Source organism: Dyadobacter koreensis (assembly GCF_900108855.1).
Classification (GTDB): Bacteria; Bacteroidota; Bacteroidia; order Cytophagales; family Spirosomataceae; genus Dyadobacter; species Dyadobacter koreensis.
In genome coordinates, this window is record NZ_FNXY01000002.1 from 694,120 (window position 1) to 710,316 (window position 16,197).

General features: G+C 39.8%; 16 protein-coding genes. 8 read left to right on the forward strand and 8 right to left on the reverse strand.

Going from position 1 to position 16,197, the window contains the following annotated elements:
- Window positions 1–118 precede the first annotated feature (118 nt).
- The 3 genes from BMY70_RS07385 to BMY70_RS07395 all read left to right on the forward strand — a co-directional run bounded on the left by BMY70_RS07385 (window position 119) and on the right by BMY70_RS07395 (window position 3,844).
- Window positions 119–556, forward strand: coding sequence for a hypothetical protein (locus BMY70_RS07385; RefSeq protein WP_090334039.1), 438 nt, complete (start codon window positions 119–121; stop codon window positions 554–556).
- Window positions 541–2,031 (forward strand): IMP dehydrogenase, encoded by a 1,491-nt coding sequence (locus BMY70_RS07390; protein ID WP_090334041.1) that lies wholly within the window; start codon window positions 541–543, stop codon window positions 2,029–2,031. Before BMY70_RS07385 ends, BMY70_RS07390 begins: the two co-directional genes overlap by 16 nt.
- 274 nt (window positions 2,032–2,305) lie before the next feature.
- Window positions 2,306–3,844 carry a DHA2 family efflux MFS transporter permease subunit gene (locus tag BMY70_RS07395; RefSeq protein WP_090334044.1) on the forward strand — a complete coding sequence of 513 codons (1,539 nt, stop codon included), beginning with the start codon at window positions 2,306–2,308 and terminating at the stop codon, window positions 3,842–3,844.
- A gap of 118 nt (window positions 3,845–3,962) precedes the next feature.
- Here the strand turns inward: BMY70_RS07395 and BMY70_RS07400 are convergent, their stop codons facing one another.
- Window positions 3,963–4,337 (reverse strand): hypothetical protein, encoded by a 375-nt coding sequence (locus BMY70_RS07400; protein ID WP_090334049.1) that lies wholly within the window; start codon window positions 4,335–4,337, stop codon window positions 3,963–3,965.
- 479 nt (window positions 4,338–4,816) lie between these two features.
- Window positions 4,817–5,038, reverse strand: coding sequence for a hypothetical protein (locus BMY70_RS30655; RefSeq protein ID WP_143072068.1), 222 nt, complete (start codon window positions 5,036–5,038; stop codon window positions 4,817–4,819).
- Window positions 5,039–5,631: 593 nt separating this feature from the next.
- Between BMY70_RS30655 and BMY70_RS07415 the strand changes: the two genes are divergently transcribed.
- Entirely contained in the window at window positions 5,632–6,126 is a 495-nt protein-coding gene (locus BMY70_RS07415; protein WP_090334056.1) for a hypothetical protein, read from the forward strand.
- Window positions 6,127–6,182: 56 nt separating this feature from the next.
- On the opposite strand, the gene BMY70_RS07420 is transcribed toward BMY70_RS07415, so the two are convergent.
- The gene (locus tag BMY70_RS07420; RefSeq protein ID WP_090334059.1) at window positions 6,183–6,998 is read right to left on the reverse strand and encodes an alpha/beta fold hydrolase; all 816 of its coding nucleotides are present in this window, start codon (window positions 6,996–6,998) and stop codon (window positions 6,183–6,185) included.
- 169 nt (window positions 6,999–7,167) lie between these two features.
- Between BMY70_RS07420 and BMY70_RS07425 the strand changes: the two genes are divergently transcribed.
- The 3 genes from BMY70_RS07425 (at window position 7,168) to BMY70_RS07435 (ending at window position 9,608) form a co-directional block, all read left to right on the forward strand.
- Window positions 7,168–7,770 carry a Crp/Fnr family transcriptional regulator gene (locus BMY70_RS07425; protein ID WP_229209513.1) on the forward strand — a complete coding sequence of 201 codons (603 nt, stop codon included), beginning with the start codon at window positions 7,168–7,170 and terminating at the stop codon, window positions 7,768–7,770.
- 204 nt (window positions 7,771–7,974) lie between these two features.
- Complete coding sequence (locus BMY70_RS07430; protein WP_090334065.1) at window positions 7,975–8,358, forward strand: DUF983 domain-containing protein; 384 nt, start codon at window positions 7,975–7,977, stop codon at window positions 8,356–8,358.
- A gap of 308 nt (window positions 8,359–8,666) precedes the next feature.
- On the forward strand, window positions 8,667–9,608 hold the full coding sequence (locus BMY70_RS07435) for a hypothetical protein (RefSeq protein ID WP_090334068.1): 942 nt from the start codon (window positions 8,667–8,669) through the stop codon (window positions 9,606–9,608).
- A 61-nt stretch (window positions 9,609–9,669) separates the two neighbouring features.
- On the opposite strand, the gene BMY70_RS07440 is transcribed toward BMY70_RS07435, so the two are convergent.
- Both BMY70_RS07440 and BMY70_RS07445 read right to left on the reverse strand, forming a co-directional pair.
- Window positions 9,670–10,464 carry a GDSL-type esterase/lipase family protein gene (locus BMY70_RS07440; protein ID WP_090334071.1) on the reverse strand — a complete coding sequence of 265 codons (795 nt, stop codon included), beginning with the start codon at window positions 10,462–10,464 and terminating at the stop codon, window positions 9,670–9,672.
- Window positions 10,465–10,506: 42 nt separating this feature from the next.
- Window positions 10,507–13,650: a DUF3427 domain-containing protein gene (locus tag BMY70_RS07445; protein ID WP_090334073.1), complete on the reverse strand. Its 3,144-nt coding sequence runs from the start codon at window positions 13,648–13,650 to the stop codon at window positions 10,507–10,509.
- A 113-nt stretch (window positions 13,651–13,763) separates the two neighbouring features.
- Between BMY70_RS07445 and BMY70_RS07450 the strand changes: the two genes are divergently transcribed.
- Entirely contained in the window at window positions 13,764–14,069 is a 306-nt protein-coding gene (locus BMY70_RS07450; protein ID WP_090334075.1) for a YciI family protein, read from the forward strand.
- Window positions 14,070–14,134: 65 nt separating this feature from the next.
- On the opposite strand, the gene BMY70_RS07455 is transcribed toward BMY70_RS07450, so the two are convergent.
- From BMY70_RS07455 to BMY70_RS07465, 3 genes are all read right to left on the reverse strand, one after another.
- Window positions 14,135–14,659 (reverse strand): YfiT family bacillithiol transferase, encoded by a 525-nt coding sequence (locus BMY70_RS07455; RefSeq protein WP_090334078.1) that lies wholly within the window; start codon window positions 14,657–14,659, stop codon window positions 14,135–14,137.
- A gap of 206 nt (window positions 14,660–14,865) precedes the next feature.
- Entirely contained in the window at window positions 14,866–15,258 is a 393-nt protein-coding gene (locus BMY70_RS07460) for a LytR/AlgR family response regulator transcription factor (RefSeq protein ID WP_090334080.1), read from the reverse strand.
- Between the two features lie 94 nt (window positions 15,259–15,352).
- A complete protein-coding gene (locus BMY70_RS07465) occupies window positions 15,353–16,183 on the reverse strand; it encodes a TapB family protein (protein ID WP_090334083.1) in 831 nt (276 codons plus the stop codon).
- Window positions 16,184–16,197: the final 14 nt, after the last annotated feature.

A 16,197-nucleotide genomic window follows, 5' to 3' on the forward strand; every position in this document is an offset into this window, starting at 1 on the left:
ACCCAAAGCTGAATCAAATAGTATCCTGTTCTGTCGGATTAATCTTTGTCCGTAGAAAAATTATATTCGGTTTTAAGTGAATTATTTCGCGGAAACAGTGTTCTCTATAAATATATTTATGAAAAAAGGTTTCAAAATTGTTGAGATGCCCGGGCAGAAATGCCGGAAAGTTGCGGAAATAAAGCAACAAGGGCACAGAACGGCAAATTTGAAAAGATATGAAACTCCTGATAAGAATCTGACTGTCAGGTTTTTTTGTAATATAAGCTCTGCTTTTTTTTCCTCGCAGAACGAATTTCAATCATCAGATTATATTTTAACAAAACTCCTGGGAGGAAACGATGTGGTTTCTCCTGATCAGGAATTATTATCCTCTTTTAATTATAAACTTCAAAAAGCGGCGCGTATCAACTTTGCAGGTTTAACTCATTTATTGGTAAAATCTAATAACGAACATCTGGTGACCGATGTTAAAAAAGAAATTTTAACCGACAGATTGGTTGCAGGTGAAAGCGCTATAAAATCTAAAAAACAAATAAAATGGCTCAGTATTTAAACGAAACATCAAGGACTTTTAGCGAATACCTGTTGATTCCGGGTCTGACGACCAAGGAATGTGTTCCTAACAACGTTTCTTTGAAAACCCCGCTTACCAAATTCAAAAAGGGACAAACATCTGATATAGAATTAAATATTCCATTTGTATCTGCCATCATGCAGTCTGTTTCGGACGACGGTATGGCTATTGCTTTGGCAAAGAACGGTGGGCTTTCTTTTATTTTTGGTTCGCAAGGTATTGAGGAGCAGGCGGCTATGATTCGTAAAGTGAAAAATCACAAATCCGGTTTTGTGATTAGTACTGCCAATCTTACCCAAGAACATACATTAAAGGACGTAATCCAGTTAAAAGGAAAAACGGGCCACTCGACCATTGCGATTACTGACGACGGAACAGCTGAAGGCAAACTTTTAGGAATTGTAACCAGCCGGGATTATCGTACAAGTACTGACAGACTGGATAAAAAAGTGAAAGAGTTTATGACTCCTTTCTCAAATCTTGTAACGGCGCAATTGGGCATTTCTTTAAAAGAAGCCAACGATATTATCTGGGATCATAAGCTGAACAGCTTGCCTGTAATCGATGAGAATAACAATTTTAAGTTTTTCGTATTCCGCAAGGATTATGACAATCATAAAGATAATCCGCTGGAACTGTCTGATAGCCAGAAGAAATTGGTTGTAGGTGCAGGAATTAACACACGCGATTATAAAGAGAGAGTTCCAGCGTTGGTTGAAGCAGGTGCGGATGTTCTTTGTATCGATTCGTCGGACGGATTTTCGGAGTGGCAAAAAGAAACACTTCAATACATCAAATCCGAATTTGGAGATAAAGTGAAAGTGGGCGCTGGAAACGTTGTGGATAAAGACGGGTTTCTTTACCTGGTTGAAGCCGGAGCTGATTTTATTAAAGTAGGTGTTGGTGGCGGCTCAATCTGTATCACAAGAGAAACAAAAGGTATTGGCCGCGGGCAAGCGACGGCGCTGATCGAAGTGGCAGAAGCTCGTGACGAGTATTTCAAAGAAACAGGAATTTACGTTCCATTATGTTCAGATGGTGGCATTGCACAGGATTATCACATGGTTCTGGCTCTGGCGATGGGTGCGGACTTTTTGATGATGGGAAGATATTTCGCGCGCTTTGACGAAAGCCCAACGCGTAAATTAATCGTTCAGGGAAATTACGTAAAAGAATATTGGGGAGAAGGTTCTAACCGTGCACGCAACTGGCAGCGTTATGACATGGGCGATACTGCCGATGGACTTAAATTCGAAGAGGGTGTCGATAGTTATGTTCCTTACGCTGGAAGTTTGAAAGATAATCTGGCTGTAACCGTTGGTAAAATTAAGTCTACGATGTGCAGCTGCGGAACTACGTCAATCAGTTTATTGAAAGAAAAAGCTAAAATTACATTGGTATCTTCGGTAAGTATTGTTGAAGGTGGCGCGCATGATGTGATCGTAAAAGAATAATTGAACCGGTATTTCGGAGTGCATAAAAAAAGCTGACTGGCATTTGCCAGTCAGCTTTTTTTATGCCAAAGATGCAGATTGTCTATTAATTAAAAATTATTTGCAGAATAATACCGAATGGTATAATTTTGCATTGTTTTTTGAGATCCAGTCTGAGCGAAAGAAGGAACAAAAGCCGTATTTATAACTTCAAGTTAAGGTCATCCCTGAAAATTTAATCTGATCATGAAATATCAATTCGCAATCACCTAAAATATACCGATCGTTATTATATATGAAAAGAATAGTTTTGCTGATAACAGTTATCGCCGCAGCAGTTATGGAATTAATCGACACCTCCATCGTAAATGTTGCGTTGTCGCATATGAGCGGAAACCTGGGTGCGACGCTGGAAGATACTTCCTGGGTGATAACCTCCTACGCAATTGCAAATGTGATTATTATTCCAATGACAAGTTTTCTTGCACTCAAACTTGGTCGGCGGAATTATTACATCGGCTCGGTGATCGCCTTTACATTTTTTTCGTTTATGTGCGGACAAGCTTCCGGTATCTGGATGCTCGTCGCTTTTCGTTTTTTACAAGGACTTGGTGGCGGCGCGTTGTTGTCGGTTTCACAGGCGATTGTTTTTGAATTGTTCCCCAAAGAAAAACAGAATGTGGCGAGTGCTATTTTTGGCGTAGGTGTATTTCTCGGTCCGACGATCGGCCCGACTTTGGGTGGATATATCACTGAATTCCAATCCTGGCCGTGGATTTTTTACATCAATATTCCAATCGGCGTGACCGTTGCGGCTTTGTGTTATGTCTTACTGGCCGAACCAAAAATTAAACAGGAAGCAGGAAGTATTGACTGGACAGGAATTCTATTACTGGCTGTTGGCGTGGGTTCTTTGCAGACTGTTCTGGAACGGGGAGAAATCGATGACTGGTTTGATGCAAATTATATAATATGGTTAAGCGTAGTCGCAGCATTGGGACTTTCGATATTTATTTACTGGGAATTAAGGATCAAAAATCCGGTTGTCAATCTCAGGGTTTTAAAAAGTAAAAATCTAAGTATAGCGGCAGTGGTTACTTTTATTTCCGGAATCGGATTGTTCAGTTCGGTATTTCTTACTCCTGTTTTCGCGCAGAGATTATTAAATTTCACACCTTCTCAAACTGGCTTATTACTATTGCCAGGGGCATTTTTAGCCATTGGCGGTTTGATCATTTCCGCCAGGCTTTTGCAGCGGGGTATCTCTCCTTTATTTATGATCACGGCCGGGATGCTGCTTTTTGTTTTGTTCAGCTGGCAAATGTCGCGCTTGAATTTGCAGGCAAGTGCAACGGATGTAACCATTTCGTTAATCTGGCGGGGTGTTGGTTTGGCCATTGTGACGGTTCCGCTGACTGCACTCGCCGTCTCAGCACTCGAACCGAAGGACATTCCGCAGGGAGCGGCTTTAAATAATATGATGCGGCAGCTGGGCGGTTCGGTAGGGCTCGCGGTGGTTAATACGTATTTACATAACCGTAATGCAATTCACCGCGCCGATCTGGTTTCCAATTTTACAGAATACAATCCTGTCGCTACTCAGCGGATTGCTGATTATACGAATCTTTTCATGAGTAAAGGCGCGACAGCTACTGACGCTCATAATATGGCGATCGGCCTCGTTGACATGGCAATCACAAGACAAGGTAATTTATTAAGCTTCAACGATGCATATTTATTGATCGGCTCTGTCTTTATTTTTGCTTTGCCTTTGCTATTTATGGTTACCAGAAAGAAAGGCGTAAAAGCGCAAATCATCCTTTCTGATCATTAATTTAATCAGGATATGATATGAGTTTATTTAATTGCAAATAGTAGTAAAACCTGTATCGCAGATATAAAAAAATCACGTTGGAGAGGACGTGATTTTTTAGTATAATGAAGAGGCCATTTCAGATATCTCTAAAATGAGGATCATAGAAGCCTTGCCAAATTCCAATTGTATCGTCTAATTTATCCGGCGGACTAGCTAGATAATCTTTTATTTTTGTTAGATTCCGAGATTCCGAATGACTTGACGCAGCTTTCACCAGATTTACCAATAACTGGTCAATTTCCGAAGTGTCTTTTTGCCAATTTTTACTATATTTATTGTACCAGGTCTCATTCAGGAATGCAAAACCGTCATAGGTGTAGGCGTTTACGATTCCGTCGGAGTCGATGATGACAGCCTCAGTTGGATGTTCTCGTTCAAGCTGGGCATATTTTTCATTGAAATTTGTCATCCCTTCCCCTAATAGCGCGATATTTCTGAGCGATTTGATCATAATTTAATTGAATTATTTTCAAAAATTTTTTGGGTGTCGTTTAGTATAAAAAGGTACGCGACAATTATCATGCCGAAAAGGCCCTGAAAAAATTTGAAGAATACTTGGCAAACGGCAGGCGGAAACTTCTACAAAAGAGGGAACCACGAAATAAATCATGGCTCCCCCGGTTGGTGTTAATAGAGCGAGGTTTTACGAAAACCTTAGGTATTTTCCACGAAAAGGATTGTCGTGTTTTAGCTCTTTTTAGTAAATTTACAAAATATAATTCTTGTAAGTTATTACCTGATAATATTGGTTACAAAAATCTTGCCTGAAAATTTTATATGTATGGGTGTTGTCGCTTGTTTTAAAAAAGCCGCTTCAATTGATCAGCAGCTGGTTACAAATATAATCTTTCGCGCTGTTAAACACAAATACTACAAACTATTTCTACTCGTTAATCAGGCATATCCCAAAATTATCAAAATCGTACGAAATTATTTATTATGGTTTAGAATGGATAAGCGATTTTTAAGATCGTGTGACGCATTTCGGATCAGCATGGCTTTATGTTCCAGTTCAAGTGCCTCCCGATCCCGGCCGCTGGATAGTTTTCGGACCACAGTCTCCAACAATTCATTTTGCCTTTCAAGCGAGTACTGGGATACTTCTGCCATGATTTTTTCCGCGAGTTCCATTGCTTTGGCTTCTTCTTCCATGGATTCTTCGATTTATGATGATGAAAGTGGTAAATTTTGACATTTGGTTTAAAGTGTGTTTTAAATCAATGAATTTTATCTAATCGATACTACAAGATTATCTGATAACCGGATCTAAATTGCTTCGATCAGGTATCTGACCAGTAAGGAAAATGGCAATATTTCTGTCGTTTTCCGTCTGGTAAACCAAAGTTTTCTCTAAATAAAAGCAACGCTTCATTGCGGCTTTCTGCGCTGCCAAAATGTGGAAGGTTTTGCTGAATTTCTAACAAATACAGCTTAGTATCCTTTGTCACATTTAAAATAAAAATACCAATAAAACACAAGGTATGTTTCATACAATCCTACATTTTTTATACCATTTTTATTAAGAGGCGATTTTAAATTTTTTATTGGTTAACATGCTGAAATACAGAATTGTAAAAACACAAATTTGATCTTTGTTTTGTTTAATTTAAAGTATTCATCAAACGGAGGTATTATAAATATTTCTATAGATGGATCGTATTCTGTATCCCGTATTGTTTACTTTTGAACAGAGCTTCATAAGAGGTTCTTAAAAGTATAGTTCTATTGATTTTTTGCTGTTTAAAATGATAAAGATTTCTGAGCTTCCTCTGATTGTTTCGGCCGATCAGTTTCATGCTGCCCGCCAAATTCTTCTTGTGGATGTATTATATGTGGGCGATGCTCCGAGAGCTATGCGCGAATATATTAAAGGCACCCACGGCGGCTTTGTCTACGATAAAAAAACTTATATGCCGATCACGCTGACCGGTAACCCGGAAAGTTTGATTGTTAACGCAGAAAAGGGAATTCATTTCAAATTTGACCGTGGGTTTCAAAACGTTTACCAGTTGGACGGGAACCTCGACGCTGCGATCTGGCATAAAAAGTTATACGATTTGACGGCTTACGCAGATAGCCCATCATTAGGTTTTGAGAGGGAAGAAGATTTTGTGATTAACAGGTATCTGGTCAACTATAAAGAATACCCGAAAGCGCCAACCAAACTTCTGGAAGTGCCTCAGAAGATGCCAGCCATCGGTACCAAGGCAATGAAAGGTTTGAAACTTGTAGGGAAATAATTGATAAAATGCCTCTCGCTAAAATTACGGGAGGCATTTTTTGTGGTTGGCAGTATTTATTTTGTTGCACTTATTTCCTCAATAATCTTAGAAACTTCATTGGCATGAGATAGGTGAGCTGTATGGCCTGCATTCAGGCTATAAACTTTTTTTACAGGTGTAGTCGTGATCATCTGGTCCTGCAAAGTAATTCCGATCGCCTTATCATTGACGGTACGGATATAAAACTTGGGCACACTTCCAAAATTAGCGTCTGTAAGCGTAACTTTCTGTGTCAGTGGCAGAAGAGGTTCTGTTCTGTTTTTATCCAATAGAATCTGCTTGATCGTTTCGGACCCGTCCTGGCAAAAGATAGCTACCAGATTGTCTTTTTTTACAGAAACGGTAGTCTGGTCTGCACTGAATTCCAACGCTGCGGGTAACAATGTTTGTTTGTCGGCAGATGAAATTTCGAGCAAAGATTGTTGTGATTTCGGAAGAAAAGCAGCTAAATAGACAAGTTTGACTATTTTGGACGGAATTTTCTCCGAGACCTCGGAAATGACCATGCCGCCCATACTGTGACCAACTAAAATAACTTTGGACGGCTGCGCCTCAATAACCGAAATTACCTTTGCACTATAACTTGACAGGGTGATGCCGGCAACCGAAGTCTGGTCGTCGCCGTGCGCTGGCAGCTCCACTGCGATTACCTTATAACCTTTCTTTTCAAGATTTGACTTTACCGTTGCCCATGCATAAGCGCCTTGCCATGCACCGTGGACAAGTACTACGGTTTCTGTATTGGCAACTGGTGTCGGGCTGGAATTAGAGTTACAGGAAATTAGTGTGACAGAAAAAAGAATAGTGAAAAATGCAATGATCGTTTTCATAAGAACTGAATTTATGTTGGTTTAAAAATTGTTATCGTTTAACAGTTCAAAGGTAGATCACACCATTTTCAATAATTTTCACGTATGTTAAAAAGCGAGAGCGGGCTGTAAAAAAGCTGGTTGCAGGTAATGCAGCGTTAAAAAACAGTATCTTCGTGTCTCCAAAAAAATGAAGTCAATGTCAGCGGATCCTACCGAAATTTTAAATCAGAATCTGGCTCAGTTTGCACAGCTTAACGACGAAGATATTCGTTTGGCAGCGCGTTTCTGGACGCACCGGACTATTCCCAAAAATGAGTTTTTTAATTTTCGAAATTCTGTTTGCCGGCATATAGGCTTCATCGTAAAAGGACTTTTCCGGGTTTATTATGTTGACACAGAAACCGAGATTGAACATAATATTTACTTTGTTGCAGAAAATACATTTCTCGTTTCCCTGAAGAGTTTTTTGACACAAACCGCCTGTCCGTATAATATCGAAGCGCTGGAAGATTCGGAACTTATCATGATCAGTCACGATCATTTACAGTCGTTATATCCGCAATCACATGCATGGGAGCGCTTCGGGCGGCTTTTGGCTGAACAGTATTTTGTTTACAGCCAATCCAAATCTGAAGCGTTATTGAGTCAGTCGGCCGAAGAACGCTATCTGTCTTTATTAAACAATTTTCCTGACCTCACTAACAGAGTTTCACTAGGTCACATAGCTTCATATCTTGGAATCAAGGGGCCGTCGTTAAGCAGGATTAGGGCACAAATAGCCGGGAGGTAGCTTTTACTTGTTGTGTGGGAAGTGCAGGTATACGATCAATTAGTTACATTACAATTACAGGTTTTGGTCATATTAAATGTTTTTGGTTTTTACCCGCCGGATGGTGAAAAAGCCGTCCGGCGGGCGACCGTTTAAAAAATAAACCTGCCAGCCAGAAGCAGTAAAATTAATTTCAGCGAAAGAAAAAGTTCTAATCCAGACAGTATGTCAAAATTATATAGTGTCGTCAGACTGAAATGTCCGCGCTGTCACAAAGGAAATTTGTTTACGAAGCCGAATCCATATAGTTTTAAAAACTCCCTGAAAATGCCGGATCGTTGCCTGGTCTGTAATCAGGATTTCCAGATTGAACCAGGCTTTTACATCGGTGCGTTGTGGACAAGTTTTCCGATTGTTATTTTTATTATGACCTTTTTGTCGGTACTATTGCTGGTTTTTGTAAAAATGCAGCTTGAATGGTTTTTCGTAGTAATCACCATCATTTTGTTTTCCTTGCAACCGATTATTATCAGGTTAGGCAGGGCAATCTGGATCAATATTTTCGTAGACTTTGACGTAGAAACTATGAGTAGTGCGGAAAATAAATGAGGTAATCTCTGCAAGTTTGCGGAGATTGTTTATATAATCGCTGCAAAAAGGTCATGAGTTTGTACTTCCAGTAAAGAAAAAACTGGCCATAATTCAATTGGGACGAAGCTGCGCTTTCAACAGAGTTAGGAGAGGTGCGTTATTTATAATGCTTTGTCGCGGGACGCAGATGGTCGGGATACTCAGGATCTGATCGCGAATGGGTTGGTGGTGAAAGGCGATGGAGGGGAAGGATCAGTGCTTATTTACTGTTTTGGTAGATTATAACAGGCAAATTAAAACGTGGTTCAATCCACCTGTAAATTACAATGGTAATAACTTATTATTTAAACGGAGAGGAAGAAGAAAATTTATATTGCCGCATCGAAGATGAGACCGGCAGTCTTTCTTTTTCATTAGGGTATACGGTAGACGAAGACGAATGGGATGAGGAAAACGAAGATCTGTCTCCGGACGACTCCTACTTTTATTCTCTCGTAAGTTTTAAGACGTATCTCGAAGAACGATATGATACATTAAGAATTGAAGGCAAAACTGATGTTCTGGACCTGATAAAAGGTGAGGTCGAAAGGATTGTAGAAGAATCCGGTATCCAGGGCATCGCGCGCAGCATGTTTGACAATGAAAATGGTCACGACGGAATACCGGCTTACGATAAATTCATAACTGCTTTTGAGAAATTTTCCGGTCTTGATGCAGAAGAATATGAAGCACTTGTGATTGATAATACGCTAGAATTTGGTACTGCCGAGGGCGACGATTTTCAAATGGATACCGTTGCCGGACTAAAATCCAGGCTTAGATCTTTCGTTGAAAAAAGGTCTTATGTTGAGCTGGGAACCATGACAAGTAAGTTTATATGGAGTAAGATTTACAACGAAGCCGGAGGGATTGAAAAACATATTCTCCTTCCTGAAATGCTTCAGGAATGGGAAATATTCTGGGACAACGAATATGAAGAACTGAAAAATACGGGCAGCGATACGGCTAATTTCGAAAAAGCGAAGGAGAAGTCATGGCGGCAATTCCAGGTTTTTATGGCTTGTTACAGCGATTCGGTCGATATAATCCAGCTTGCCTTCGAAATCGACGACATGGAATTATATCCTATGATTGTGACGACAATGTTAAGAATTTTCGATGCGGAAGTTTGTTACGAAGAATATTGTGAAGCAGAGTTTTCCGGAGATGACTGGGAAACGGTCGAAAGTGATGGTGTTCAGTTCTTTTTGAAAGAGGGGGATTACTAAGGTGTTGAGTGCAATAGCTCTAACAGAGTTAAAAAAAATGTTGAAAGGGATACTCATTTGATCAGAGTATTCTTTTCTCAATTGCCTTTCCCCAATAATTGCCTAAAACTACAGTTCCTTCTTCATTCGGGTGTAGATAAAATGTTCCCTGTTGCCCTTTCTCAGGCTTTAATAATTTGAGATAATGCTTCTTAAAATATTTAAACGCTTTGGTATCTCCTTTAAAAACGCGCCCAGGGTCGGAAATCTGGTAATCCGAAATCATTTGGTCGATTTGCGGAATATAGCTTTCAAGCCTTTTAAGCCCCTCAGCCAGGTATTTGGAGCTATTATAGGTATTGGGGCTATACCAGATCGGGTGGTGGACAATCACTTTACTACCCGGATACCGCCTAAGAACTTCAGAAATAATGGTTTTCATATTTTTCTGGTAGTTCTCTTTCGAAACAGGCGCGCCGTTCGGCCCTTGGATGGCACTGTCATTCGTACCTAGTTTCATGGAAAAAACCAGTTGATGATCTTTTTTAAGAAACAGAGTATCAGCCGCCTCAATCACCTTCATAAAATACTTACCGCTACCCGGCAGCCAATCCAAAGTAGTAGATCCGCTCTTTCCCAAATTAGCAAAAATTATATCCTGAACTTCTTTTTGCTCCTTCAAATAATTGACCGTATAAGTTGGCGGAGGAAATCCATCCGGGCCGCCTTTGCCCTGGGTGATGCTGTTTCCGATGAAGACGATGGCTAGGTTTTGTGCGTTTACTTCACCTATTGTCACGAAAAAAATAATGACAGCTATTACCTTCGTTTGAAGGATATAGTTGAGTGACTTACTTACCCGTGGTGTAATTTGCATCTATTATCAATTTTATTCTTAATAATTTACGGCACTAAAAATTTACCCAACCGCCATCTTAGCAGTTTCCTTCCACATATAGTGCGGAATTGGTTCTTCTAATTTCCAATGAATATTCATCGGCTTTGACCCGTAATGGTCCAGGTAATTTGCGGCTCCAAGGAATACATAGGCGAAAGTGTTTCCAAATTCGTCTTCGTTTCTTTCCCTTACAAAAAGTAAAATGGTTTTCTTCGCCTCTTTTTGCCTGACATAAGTTAAGCCTTTTCCAGTTTCTGGCCGAGCGCTATTTTGAGATTGCCAATGGAATAGCGTTTCACTAACGGCATAATCATTATACAAAGTGGTCGGTGAATAATTTTCTTCTGTTTTTTCAAGCGTTATGAGTAGCAGTTCGGTTTTCTTGCTATCCAGATTTACTACGCCTTCCCGGTTACTGGATTTTCTTTCAAAGGTGCTTTCTCCGAATGCAGCTAAAATTTGCTCTCGCGTATAACGACTGTGGACTTTAAGTGGTTGCGCGTAAGGTAAATCAATGTCTAATTCAATATGAGAAATCCGGTCAATTAAAAGTTCGATAACTTCGATTATCTCTTGTACAAGGACTGGATTACTGCCAAGTTTTCGGATACTCTTTTGAAGGTTTTCAGATCCAGAATTTATTTGCCAAAAATCATAATGCAACATGGCGAGCATTAGTTTTTCTGATTCATCGAACGTTGTAATATTTATTTGAAAATTCTTTTTAGCAAGTTTTAAAATAAATGATAAATAGCTGTATGAATTACAACAGAGCCATTTCTTGGCAATTGCTCTTTTTACTTCACTTTCAATGATTGTTGAAAAGTCACCAATTTGATTGGCAAGATAACATAATCTGCTCCAAGTGCCCTTTTTGTAAATAGTTTGGAGAGGAATATGATAGAATTCAGTGAAGTTCCTAAGAGTTAAGTGTAAGGTCGTCTGATGTTTGAAGTTGACAATTTTATTTACCAATTGTTTGCTGTTCAATTGAGTGGCAAGTTTGATGTTTTGCAGAATAAAATCCTTTGCTTTTTTCTCCAAAACGATCGAACAACCCAAAGGAAGATGCGGGAAATCTCGTTCCAATTCATCTTTTGTGGAAGTATTCGTTTTCCCGATCAGAGCCCTGAACTTTCCTTCGAAATCGTATTCTGACCTTGCATTGCCAACAAAATCTAAAACGGTAAGACATTCTTTTCCTTCAGACAATCGTAATCCTCTGCCGAGTTGCTGTAAAAATACGGTCAAACTTTCCGTTGGCCTGAGAAACAAAACAGTATCAATCTCTGGAATATCCACACCCTCATTGAAGATATCGACGACAAATAAATAATTGATTTCTTTTTTTCTAAATCTGGCTTTAATCGTTGATCTCAATTCCTCACGGTCATTGCCACTGACAAGATGATCGGCTTTCAGGCCGGCCAGGGTGAATTTTTCAGCCATGTACTGCGCGTGTTCTCGTGTAATACAGAAACCTAACGCACGCACATCTTCATAATCTCTTAAATATTTTGCGCAATTATTTAAAATTTCTCCAACTCGGATATCATTTTGAGTATAAATTCTGGTTAATTCTCCTGGTAAATATCGTCCGTTTTGCCAGGAGGCGTTTGATAAATCAATACTATCCGTAATGCCAAAATATTGAAAAGGGCAAAGCAACTTTCGGTTCAGTGCTTCTGGTAATCGAATTTCAGCAGCGATGGTATTATCAAAATCAGCCAGAATATCTTCGTTATCCATCCGCTCCGGGGTGGCAGTTAATCCCAATAAAATCTTTGGTTTAAATTTTTCCAGAATCGGTCGATAACTATCTGCAGTGATATGGTGAACTTCATCTACAATGATAAAATCGTAATAGTTTTCTGAAAGTGTCATTGTTTCTATTCTGTTTTTCAAAGTCGCGACAGAAGCGAAAACAAATTCATAACGGTCAGGTTCTAATCCGTCTACCCAAAGCTCACCAAAATTATTGTCCCTTAAAATTCCTGCAAACGTTGCTCGGGCCTGAATTAGGATTTCTTTTCTATGTGCCAAGAAAAGGAGGCGGGCAGCGGGATTTTTAGCATAATATCTTTTGAAATCAAATGCGGAAATAACTGTTTTTCCGGTGCCGGTTGCTGCTACTAAAAGGTTTTTATACCGGTTATGAATTATCCTTTCGGCAGTAAATTTTTCTAATATTTCCTCTTGAAAGTGAAAAGGATTTATTTCAAAATAAGATGACGATTCATTTTTATCTCTATTTTTTTCTTTTTTAAGCGCAACTTTTAGTTTTTCAGTATGTTCGCCAGTTCGGAAAAATTCAAATTCGTTATCCTGCCAATAGGTATCAAAGGTTTTCGAAAACTTGTCAATGATATGACCAATTTCTTGCGTGGTAACTTTTAAATTCCACTCCAATCCGTTGGTTAATGCACTTCTCGATAGATTAGAAGAACCAATATAACCTGTATGAAAACCAGTATCTCGGAAAAATAAATAGGATTTTGCATGAAGGCGTTCGTTTTCTGTATTGTATGAAATCTTAACCTGTGTATTTGGTAAGCCCGCCAGATATTCCACGGCTTTCAAATCTGTCGCACCCATATAAGAAGTGGTAATAATTTTTAGCGTCTTTCCTTGGCTAGTGAATTCTTCAAGCTCCCTTTGAAAAATTCGTATCCCAGACCATTTTATAAAGGAGACAAGGAAGCAAATTTTATCCGCAGATAAAATTTCTTTTTTTAATTCGCTTTCCAGGGAAATGCCAACATTCGAGCCCGTAAATAATTCGCTCTGGCTAAGGCGTGTATAAGGTGTTATTTCTTTTAAATGTTTATCAAAATCTGAAAACGGAGCGTCTATCTTAGAAAAAACTGCATTAAGTATCCGTCCGTTAACAGCTATTAGATCTTCGTTAAAATCAGTTTCATCAAGCTCATCTCTGAGCAGTCGGATTATTTTATTAGAGATATCAATTTGTTTCTCCAATGGGTTTTCGCCAATGATAATACTTAATCCGCGATTGATTACCTCATTTAAGAAGTGACTCAGTATTTTAGCTGCTTCGCTTTTTTCTACATATGTTTCTTTAACAAAAAATGCCTTCTGGTCAAGGGTTTCAAGTTTTGAGGCTATCAGTTGAGTAATTAACTTTTCATATAATCCTTGCTGCATCAGTTGAGGGTAAGTTTGTTTCGACTAAAATAGAGGAATTATATCAGAAAGAGACTTTGGCACAAATTTTAACTAGTTAAATTATATTTGTGGACCTAATTCCGAGCCTCATCATGTTCATCATCAACCTAACCTACATCGTCCCGCTTGAAGAGCTTGATAAGCATATGGCGGCTCATGTTCGCTATCTTAAAAAATATTATCGTAAAAATGTATTTGTCGCGTCGGGGCGGAAGGTGCCTCGGGAAGGTGGGATAATTCTGGCACTCGCTGAATCAGAGGATGAGGTTAACAAGATTATCAGCGAAGATCCATTTTACAAACTCAAACTTGCCGAATTTGAAATCACGCATTTTCTAACTTCACAGTATCATCCTGATCTTAAAACGTTGTTGAAAGGAAAGCAGGCTTCGGGGTAATAAGCTGAAAGTCCGGTATGTTCCCACACCGAGCTTTCAGACATTTAGAGGTGATATCATAAAAATCATATTTCTTCCAATGCCCACTTTATATGCCCCATGTGGTGATTTGCATGCCAAACTGCAATCGCCAGGGCATCTTTTTGACTGAACCAAAGTTGTCTGGCCGGATGAAAGTAACTGATGTTTAGCTGTTCTTCTGTGAGTGATTTTGCCAGCAATATATACCGCTGATGAATTCCTTCAAGGGCCAGGAGCGAACCGGAAACAGGGCCTGAAAGTGAGTCCGGCATAACCGACCAAGCGTTCATATCGATAAGCGTCATTTCTTTATAATCTGGTTCTGAGATCGCTTTTTTCATACGCAGATAATACAAATAATGAATATCAGCCACGTGGTGCACAATTTGCCTGATCGTCCAGCTGTCTTCGCGGTATCTTTTTTCCAGCTCATGCTCTGATAATTTTTCCACGAGTGCTCGATATTGCGACGGAATTGTCTCTATAATCCGGATAAAGGAATGCAATTGCTCCTCAGAATAATTTTCCTGTTTGATGAAAGGGCCAATTGGGAATTTACGATCTGTCATACAATTGTGTGTAAGTTTTTAATGATTGGGTTAGCCAGAAAAGGGGATCGTTTTCGGTTTCCAAAGGTAATGATCCTGTTTTTCTTTTCAATTTGTTGTCATGTTTAAATACAACTTTTATAACTGCATGGTTTATTAAAAACAAAAAGATTCCCAGCCAGCTGGCCGGGAATCTTCCGTTAACCTAACTCCATTAATCACTAAATTTATCCTGCCCCTAAATATTCAGTTGTCAGATTTTGGTCTGTTTCGCGGATACGTCTTCGTGCAATCAGTATTTGAGCACCACAACTCATCAGGACCTTGCCGCAAGCAAGCCTCGATACGACATGGTCGGGATTGATCATAAACGATTTATGTATACGAAGATAGCCGGCATCGAGGATCTTCTGCAGAGTCTTCATCGTCTTGGAAATTAGATACTTTTTCCCAAGGGTGGTGTGAACGTACGTATAATTGCCTTCGCCTCGCATATGCGTGATTTCATGCGCTTCCAGGTAGAATACCCGCGTCGCCATGTGGACAGTAATTACGTTTCTGCGTTTTTTGCGCGTCCGGCGAACAGCACTGGGAAATGTATGATTTATAGTTGTAGTCATGTGTCTGATGGTTTTGAAAGGAGTGTTTGGGGGGGCTGTCGGCTAACAGCAATCGGCTTACGAATGCTGGATGAAGCTTTTTTTGCAGCCGAAGTTAATCCACCTTTTTTAGCTCCGTCACCGAAGTTGGTGTCCCTAACAAATCACTCTCAACGGATTTTACAACGCCGACACCCGGAGACGTCCACTCGCTGACGAGCCTCAGTTCATTGGATTGGTCCTGAAGCTCGCCGTTCATGAAGGTTTTGGTAATCAGTTCATAGCTGTATTCCCATTTACTGCAACTAAAAGTTCCTGCCGGGGTGGTCACGCTTTCAACTTTTTTCACGGCACCGTCTTCATAAGTAAGCACCGCGTCGATTTCGGTAGTAAATTCTTCCCCATCTTCTTCAAAAGCCAGGACCAGATTCAGCTTGATCGGCTCGCCTTTGAATGTCATTTTATTGCCAACTGCTGCGGTGTTTTCCAAAAGCTGGTACTGTGGAAATCCACTGATCTTAATGCTTTTTACCAAATCACTACCTTTAAATTCTTCCAAGAGGGTTGCGTAAGCAGCGGGTAAGGCGATCTCATTCGTCGTCACGCCGCCTTTACTGAATGATTTCATCATCAGCACCGTTTCGCTGCCGTCGCCGGAAATTTTATTTTCAATGTCAAAAACAGCAATTCCAGATGAGTCTCTGACATTTTTTACACGGGTGATCTGCGTGGCAACCGAACCGTCCTCGTCCTTGATTTGATAAGTGTAGGTTTTTCCCTTGGTCGGGATAATGGCCGTTGGGTCGGTTTGAACACTGCCGTCGCCAACTACCTTGTCATCATCGTTACACGCAATCTGGGTGAAGGCTGTGGCTGCGATAAGCAGTGCGAATGCTGATTTTGTAGATAAAGAGAAGAGCGTTTTTAATTTTACTTGTTTTAACATGGCTAAATTGTATT